The sequence below is a fragment of the Pseudomonas emilianonis genome, assembly GCF_023072625.1.
Lineage (GTDB): Bacteria > Pseudomonadota > Gammaproteobacteria > Pseudomonadales > Pseudomonadaceae > Aquipseudomonas > Aquipseudomonas paraveronii.
The window spans coordinates 1-5997 of record NZ_JAKNRV010000319.1 but is presented as its reverse complement, the minus strand read 5'-3'; the positions used below and the strand labels follow the sequence as shown (position 1 = coordinate 5997).

Below are 5997 nucleotides of genomic sequence, written 5' to 3'. Positions count from 1 at the left end.
GTATGATCAATACGCCGGGGATGGTCAGCGCATCGGCATGGTGTAGGCGGTCCACAAAGTCATGAGTGTCGCCCAAACGCCTGGCGCATGCCCTGAAGCACAACCTGCGCAAGGGGCGCGGCTCATGAATGGCCTGGAACCGGCGATGCAAGGCCTCAGCGCCTTCACCGGCCAGGCCGGCGGCCAGCAATGGTCGCTGAGCCTGCAAACCCTCCTTCTGCTCAGTGCCATGGCGTTCCTGCCAGCGGTGTTGCTGATGATGACCGGGTTCACCCGGATCATCATTGTGCTCGGCCTGCTGCGCACGGCCATCGGCACCACCTCGGCGCCGCCGAATCAGGTGCTGCTGGGGCTGGCGCTGTTTCTGACGTTTTTCGTCATGTCGCCAACCCTGGACCAGGCCTACGAAACCGCCTGGCAGCCATTCTCCCGGGACGAGATCACGGTGGAGCAGTTTCTCGACAAGGGCAGCCAGCCGTTTCGCACCTTCATGCTGGCCCAGACCCGCCAGGGCGACCTTGCGTTATTCGCGCGGTTGGCGCGCATCGACGACCTGCAAGGGCCGGAGGATGTGCCCATGCGCGTGTTGCTGCCGGCGTTTGTCACCAGCGAATTGAAGACCGCGTTCCAGGCCGGTTTCACCATTTTTATCCCGTTCCTGATTATCGACCTGGTGGTGGCGAGCGTGCTGATGGCGCTGGGCATGATGATGGTGCCGCCGTCCACCATCTCGCTGCCGTTCAAGCTGATGCTGTTTGTGCTGGTGGACGGCTGGCAGTTGCTGCTCGGTTCCCTGGCGCAGAGTTTTTATACCTGATGAGGACGTAGACGATGACGCCGGAAATGGTCATGGACCTGGCTTACAAAGGCATGCGCATGAGCATGATCGTGGCCGCGCCCGTGTTGTTCGTGACGCTGTTTGTCGGCTTGCTGGTGAGCCTGTTCCAGGCGGCCACGCAGATCAACGAATCGACCCTTTCGTTTATCCCCAAGATCATCGGCGTGTGCGTGGTGCTGGTGATCGCCGGGCCCTTGATCATGGAAATGCTGGTGGACTACACCCGGACGCTGTTCACCAGTTTGCCCACGCTGATTGGCTGACGCGCCTTGATCGAGGTCAGTTCGGCGCAACTGCAACTGTGGCTCACCAGCTTTTTCTGGCCGTTCTGCCGCGTGCTGGCGTACCTGATGAGCGACCCGATCCTGGGCCACAAAAACGTCTCGAGCCAGGTGAAGGTCGGCCTGGCGATGCTGCTGGCTTTCTTGCTGGCGCCCAATTTGCCGGCGCTGCCGGACGTAGCCCTGTTCTCCTGGGCCGGGCTGGGGGTGACGGTGGAGCAGGTGTTGATCGGCATGTCGCTGGGCATGGTGATGCGCGTGACGCTGGCGGTGGTGGAGATGACCGGCGATATCTGCGGTATGCAGATGGGGCTGGCGTTTGCCACGTTCTTTTCCGCCGACACCAGCACCAACAGCCTGGTGCTGTCGCGCTACCTGGGCATGATCACGATCCTGATGTTCCTCGCGCTGGATGGCCACCTCATGGTGCTTGAGCTGCTGGCGACCACGTTCAAGACGCTGCCCATCGGGCACCTGCGCTTTGACCCCAACGCCTGGAACCTGATCGCCCGCTACGGCAGCACGATCTTTCTCACGGGTCTGTTGCTGGCCTTGCCCATGGTTGCCACGCTGCTGATCATCAACCTGGCCATGGGCATTCTCAACCGGGTGTCGCCGCAGTTGACGGTATTTTCGGTGGGCTTCCCGCTGACCTTATCCGTGGGCCTGATCCTGCTGATGGTGGTGATGGGCGACCTGGGACCGTTTCTGGCCAGCCTGCTCACCAATACCCTGCACTTCATGCAGTACCTGGTCGACAACATGACCCTTGCTTGACTCATGTGCCACGGTCCAAGTGTGGGAGGGGGTTGGCTCCCGATGGCGGTGTTTCAGCCAATGCATCTGGCGACTGATCCAGCGCAATCGGGGGCAAGCCCCCTCCCACATTTTTGGATGTGATCGAGCAGTGATATGGGTGTCGCTGCGATGTTTTCGGTGGGCTTCCTGCTTTCCTTGTTCGTGGGCCTGATTCTGCTGATGGGCAACCTGGGGCCATTTCTGTCCAGCCTGTTGCCACGGTCCAAATGTGGGAGGGGGCTTGCCCCCGATGGCGGTGGTTCGGCCAATGTATCTGGCGACTGACCTGCCGCTATCGGGGGCAAGCCCCCTCCCACATTTTTAGATGTGATCGAGCAGTGATGTGGGTGTCGCTGCGGTGTTTTCGGTGGGCTTCCTGCTGACCTTGTTCGTGGGCCTGATTCTACTGATGGGCAACCTGGGCCCATTTCTATCCAGCCTGTTGCCACGGTCCAAATGTGGGAGGGGGCTTGCCCCCGATGGCGGTGGTTCGGCCAATGTATCTGGCGACTGACCTGCTGCTATCGGGGGCAAGCCCCCTCCCACATTTTTAGATGTGATCGAGCAGTGATATGGGGGGCGCCGCAGTTGAGGGTGTTTTCGGTGGGCTTGATTCTGGTGATGGGACTATTTCTATCCAACCTGCTGCCACGGTCCAAGTGTGGGAGAGGGCTTGCCCCCGATGGCGGTGTTTCAGCCAATGCATCTGGCGACTGATCCAGTGCAATCGGGAGCAAGCCCCCTCTCACATTTTTTAGATGTATTCGAACAACGACATCTTCTGCAGGCTGACGAAGGTCTGCTGCGCCGCCTGCAGTGCCACTTGCAACGCGGTGTACTCGGTGACCGATTCGGTGTAGTCGGCATCCACCAGCCCCGACAGGCGTTCGGTGTAGCTCAGTGCCAGGTCGTCGCCGATGGTGTCGAGTACCTCCAACTGGTTAAGCCGCGAGCCGACGGAGGTTTGCACCGTGAGCACGTTGTCCTGGGCGTTGCTCAGTTGGCGGCTGGCGGTGGACAGTGTGTTGTTCAGGTTGGCTTGGTCGGCGTCGGTTTCCACCGGGGTTTGCAGCACCGAGATCAGGTTTTTCAGGCTGGCGAACAGGTCCGGGTCGGCGTCGGCGGCCTTGCTTACGGTAATCGAGTCGCCGTCCACTGGGGTGCCGCTCAGGGTCAGGGACAGGCCGTTGACTTCCAGGGTATCGCCCGAGGTGTACGCCACCGGGGTGGCGCCGTCGAGGCTGTATTGCGCGGTGCCGTCGGCGGCGGTGCTGAAGGTCAGGCTGAAGCCGGTGCCGTAATTGGCGTCCTGGGTATCGGTAATGGTCGGGCCGCTGAAGGTCACGCTGCCGCTGTTGTCGCCGGCCTCGGCGATAAACCCCGCCGAACTGCTTACCGAGAGGAAAATCGTCGCCCCAGTATCGCCGCTGGCCATGCTCTGGGTGGAGCTGACCTGTTGTTTGATCGCGTTGTCGTCGCCCTGGTACACCAGATCGCCATTGGCATCGGTGGCAAACGCCGGGCTCTGGCTCTGATAACCGGAAAACAGATAGTTACCGTTACTGTCCGTGGCGTTGGCCAGTGTCACCAGGGTGTCGTACACCCCTTGCAGCGAGGTGGCGATGGACTCGCGGTCGGCGTCGCTCAGGGTGCCGTTGTTGGCCTGCACGATCAGCGCCTTGGCGCTGGTGATGGCATCGTTGATGCTGTCCAGGGTGCTTTCCTCCTGGGACAAGGACGTGCTGATGGTGCTGCGCGAGTCGGCATATTGCGTATTCGCGGCGATGGCCTGGCGCACGTTGACGGCCTGGGCGGCGGCCAGCGAATCATCCGAAGGGTTGACCACCCGGGTGCCGCTGGACACTTCCTGGGCGGCGTCCTGGTAGGCGCTTTCCTGGGCGAGCATCGAGTTCAGGCTTTGGTTGTAAATCGTCGCACTGCTGAGGCGCATGGCGTCGCTCCGCTCAGAAAGTTATCAGTTGATATCGAGGAGGGTGTCGAGCAGGGACGTACCCACTTCGACTACCTTCGCGCAGGCCTGGTAGTACTGTTGGTAGACGATCAGGTTGGCCGCCTCTTCATCCAGGTTTACCCCCGATTCCGACTGTTGCAGCGAGGTCAGTTGCTCGGTGAGGCCCGACTGGGTTTCCAGTTGCCCGGCGACCCTGCTGGCGGTACTGCCCACGTCGCTGACCAGTGCCGAGTAGGTCTGGCTGAGGGTCTTGCTGCCGCCGACGATGCTGTCGGTTTGCAGGTTGAGCATCGCCAGGGCGTTGCTGTTGTCGCTGCTGCCGGTGGAGGTGCCTGCCGCGATCAGGCTGCCGTCGCCGGTCAAGGTGCTGAAACTGCTGGCGGCGTTGCGCGTGGGCAGTACCAGGAAACTGTCGCCGTTATCGGCGGTGCCGCTGATGGCCACGTTCATGCCGGCGAAGGTCAGGCTGTCGTTGTTGGCGTCGTAGGTCGAGGTGACGCTGGCGCCGGTGTCGTTGCGGGTCACCGTGTAGCCGTCGGTGTCGGAATACTTGACGGTGTAGTCGGTAGCACTCAGGGCGCTGACATCGTCGGTAAAGGTCGCGCTTAGCGTGGCGTCGCCGGTGTTCTTGGTGTTGCCATAGATGCTCGGGTCATCCACCGAAAAGAATGCACTGCCGGTGTCGCCATTCAGGTCGATACCCGAGGCTTGCAAGCTGTTGAAGGCTTGGGTCAGGCTCACTGCCAGGATGCCCAACTGGTTTTGCGCGTCGTTCAGGCTGGTGTCGCGAAAATCCATCAGGCCGCCCAGGGAGCCGCCTTCGAAGGTGGAATCGTCGAGTACGGTGGTGTGGCCGGCGGCGTCGACGTAGGTGACTGCAGTTTGGGTCGGGTCGCTGGCTGAGACGGCGGTTTGCAGATCGAAGCTGTCATTGCCCGACACCAGCGCCAGGCCGTTGCTCAGCGCCACGTTGTAGCTGCCGTTGCTTTGGGTGGTGACGTCCACGTCCACCAGTTCACTGAGCTGGCTGACCAGCAGGTCGCGCTGGTCGAGCAGGGCGTTGGAGGTCGAACCCAGGGCGTCGGACAGGCTGATCTTTTTGTTGAGGCCGGCGATCTGTTCGGTGAGGTCGTTGACCTGGGTGACCTGGTCGCCGATCTGGCTGTTCACGTCGCTGGCCATGTCGTCCAGGTAGCTGCCCAACTGGGTGAACTGCGAAGTCAGGGTTTGTGCGGCGCCGACCACTTCTTCGCGCGCGGCGGTGTCGCTGGCGTCGGAGGTCAGGGTCTGGATCGATGAGAAGAAGCCTTGCATCAGGGTGTCGAGGCTGGCGTCGCCATCGGCCAGCAGGCTATCGATCTGGTCGACTTCGGTCTGGTAGGTCGACAGCGCGCTTTCGGTGCTGATAGAGCCATTGAGTTGGCTGGTGACGAATTGGTTGTACTGGCGGTCGACGCTGGCGATCTGCACGCCGCTGCCCGAGGTGGACTCGGAGAAGTTCGCCACCTGCAAGGTGTAGCCCGCCGTGTAGGCGTTGGTGGTGTTGCTGCTGCTGGTGCTGAGGGCGATCTGCGCGGCGGTCAGGCCGCTGACGCCAATGGAAATAATGCTCATCGAGAAGCTCCTGGGCTACATGGTTGGCACTATCGGCCCGGCGAAAGGGCAACTTGACCCCTGTTCTATAAATCGTTTTGCAACTGCGCCACTTCCGGCACGTTGCGCAGCGGACCGATGGTGGCCATCACCGAAATCAGCTTCTGCGCATAGCGCGGGTCGGTGGCGTAACCGCCCTGTTGCAACGCGACGGCGGCCTGGGGCGCATCAATGGCATTGCGCACGGCGGCATAACCGGGGCGGTTGCGTATCAGGCGCGCATAGTCGTTGAAGGCAGCGTCGTCGGAGGTATAGACACGAAACGCTTCCAGCTGTTTTTGCGCTTGGGCGTCGGTGTATTCGGTGGTCATCACCTGGGTTGTCGCGCCTTGCCACTGGCCGCCGGCCTTGATGCCGAACAGGTTGTGGCTGTCGGCACCCTGGGCGGTGGTGATGGTGCGTCGGCCCCAGTCGGTTTCCAGGGCGGCCTGGGCCAGGATCAGCTCGGCGGGCAC

General features: G+C 61.8%; 6 protein-coding genes. 3 read left to right on the top strand and 3 right to left on the bottom strand.

Going from position 1 to position 5997, the window contains the following annotated elements; translation table 11 throughout:
* Positions 1–124: 124 nt before the first annotated feature.
* The 3 genes from fliP to fliR are packed head-to-tail and all read left to right on the top strand — an operon-like array spanning position 125 to position 1896.
* Entirely contained in the window at positions 125–817 is a 693-nt protein-coding gene (fliP, locus tag L9Z73_RS23740) for a flagellar type III secretion system pore protein FliP (RefSeq protein ID WP_247406253.1), read from the top strand.
* Between the two features lie 14 nt (positions 818–831).
* Complete coding sequence (gene fliQ / locus L9Z73_RS23735; RefSeq protein WP_247406249.1) at positions 832–1101, top strand: flagellar biosynthesis protein FliQ; 270 nt, start codon at positions 832–834, stop codon at positions 1099–1101.
* 6 nt (positions 1102–1107) lie between these two features.
* On the top strand, positions 1108–1896 hold the full coding sequence (gene fliR / locus L9Z73_RS23730; RefSeq protein ID WP_247406246.1) for a flagellar biosynthetic protein FliR: 789 nt from the start codon (positions 1108–1110) through the stop codon (positions 1894–1896).
* Between the two features lie 775 nt (positions 1897–2671).
* Here fliR and flgL read toward each other — a convergent pair.
* From flgL to L9Z73_RS23715, 3 genes are all read right to left on the bottom strand, one after another.
* Positions 2672–3868 carry a flagellar hook-associated protein FlgL gene (gene flgL / locus L9Z73_RS23725; RefSeq protein ID WP_247406241.1) on the bottom strand — a complete coding sequence of 399 codons (1197 nt, stop codon included), beginning with the start codon at positions 3866–3868 and terminating at the stop codon, positions 2672–2674.
* 24 nt (positions 3869–3892) lie between these two features.
* The gene (gene flgK / locus L9Z73_RS23720; RefSeq protein WP_247406238.1) at positions 3893–5503 is read right to left on the bottom strand and encodes a flagellar hook-associated protein FlgK; all 1611 of its coding nucleotides are present in this window, start codon (positions 5501–5503) and stop codon (positions 3893–3895) included.
* 65 nt (positions 5504–5568) lie between these two features.
* Positions 5569–5997, bottom strand: a 429-nt coding sequence (locus tag L9Z73_RS23715) for a glucosaminidase domain-containing protein (protein WP_247406234.1), incomplete at its 5' end; no start/stop codon positions are given.